This is a genomic window from Oleiphilus sp. HI0128, from assembly GCF_001635365.1.
Genome location: NZ_LWGG01001202.1, coordinates 1 through 1,053, shown reverse-complemented (window position 1 = coordinate 1,053; position 1,053 = coordinate 1). Strand labels below are relative to the sequence as shown.

2 protein-coding genes are annotated in these 1,053 nt (G+C 47.3%); one reads left to right on the top strand and one right to left on the bottom strand.

The genetic code is table 11. The features are described from left to right. Positions 1–207: 207 nt before the first annotated feature. Positions 208–474 carry a 30S ribosomal protein S20 gene (gene rpsT / locus A3763_RS20400; RefSeq protein ID WP_068511686.1) on the top strand — a complete coding sequence of 89 codons (267 nt, stop codon included), beginning with the start codon at positions 208–210 and terminating at the stop codon, positions 472–474. Positions 475–538: 64 nt separating this feature from the next. Here the strand turns inward: rpsT and A3763_RS20395 are convergent. Further along, positions 539–1,053: PUA domain-containing protein (locus A3763_RS20395; RefSeq protein WP_369823156.1), on the bottom strand; the 515-nt coding region annotated here is incomplete at its 5' end.

Below are 1,053 nucleotides of genomic sequence, written 5' to 3'. Positions count from 1 at the left end.
CCAGAAGGTATGTGAAAACCTGCTGAATAAAATGGTCGCTTAAGTAAAGCAAGTAAGTCTAAGCATAGACTATTGACAAAGGACTAATAAAACGGCATAGTCTCGCGTCATTTTTATATGAACTGGGATCGAGCACTTTTCAGCAACATCAAGTGTAAGCGCTCCCAGTTAATTTTTTAGTAATCCGCGAAATTTAGGAGCAACACGGTGGCCAACTCCCCATCTTCAAAAAAGCGCGCGCGTCAGCAAGAGAAACGCCGCCAACACAATGCTAGCCAACGTTCAATGGTTAGAACTTACATCAAAAAAGTAGACGCTGAAATTGCTGGCGGAAACTACGATAACGCACAAGCAGCTTTCCTAACTGCTCAGCCAATTATCGACGGCATGGTAAACAAGGGCATCTTCCCTAAAAACCGCGCCGCTCGCATCAAGAGCAACCTGAACGCACAAGTTAAAGCCCTTAAAGCTTAAGCTTCGCTCTCAGGCATAAAAAAACCGGCAAACGCCGGTTTTTTTATGCCTGAAGTTTAGCATCTCAAAGCAACACAAGATTATCACGATGAATAAGCTCAGCTTCATGGCAAAAGCCTAGAATCGATAAGATTTCGTCACTCGACTTACCTAGAATCCTCTTCGCATCTGGCGCATCATAATTTACTAAGCCTCGCGCAAATTCCCTGCCAGAACTATCTTTGCACGAGACCATATCACCACGCTTGAAACGACCACTTGCCGAAACAACCCCGACAGACAGTAAACTTTTACCACCACGCTCTAGCACTGCCACAGCCCCATCATCAAGCACCAAATTACCTGCTGTCTGGAGATGCCCTGCCAACCATTGCTTACGCGCAACTTGTCTTGAGGTTGAAGGCAGCATCATAGTACCCAAATCCTCTGCCGCTCTTAAGCGCAACAAAACACTTTCTATCTTGCCACCAACAATCACACTATAAGCACCGGAACGCGCCGCCAAACGGGCTGCTCGCACCTTGGTCGCCATTCCACCACGCCCTAGCGCACCTGCACCACCGGAAGCCATCTCCTCTA